Raw genomic sequence first — 414 nt, forward strand, 5'->3', positions numbered from 1 at the left:
AGATGGCCCGATCAACTGATAAAATAGCAGTTATTCCTTGCGGATTTGAATTTGATGAGTTGGTAAACCAGCGCCCTATCAACGCAGCCAAGTATTTTGCGCGGCAAGGGTATCTTGTTCTTTTTATTGCATGGCAATGGGATAAAAAAGAGCAGCTTGTGAAGGGGTGTAGCCATGTATGGCCGGGTATATACCAGGTGCCCCTGTTTGAATTCGTTAACTTGCATAGATTGCTTGCGCCAAAAAAGGTAGATGCTCTTTATTTGCTAACCATGCCTGCTAAGATTCTCGTAGAGTGTGTTCTATCCTTGCGCGGGAAGGGGTACACCATTGCATATGATGTTATGGATGAGTGGCAGGAATTTTTCAAGTCGGGACAAGCGCCTTGGTATGAAAAGCAAGTGGAAGAGCAAG

The 414-nt window shown here is 44.9% G+C and carries 1 protein-coding gene; it reads left to right on the forward strand.

Features of this window, described 5'->3' with window-relative positions:
• A partial coding sequence (locus tag GVL03_RS21050; RefSeq protein WP_159502731.1) for a hypothetical protein occupies window positions 1-414 on the forward strand: 414 nt, incomplete at both ends.

It is taken from the genome of Microbacterium sp. 18062 (assembly GCF_902706225.1).
Lineage (GTDB): Bacteria > Actinomycetota > Actinomycetes > Actinomycetales > Microbacteriaceae > Microbacterium.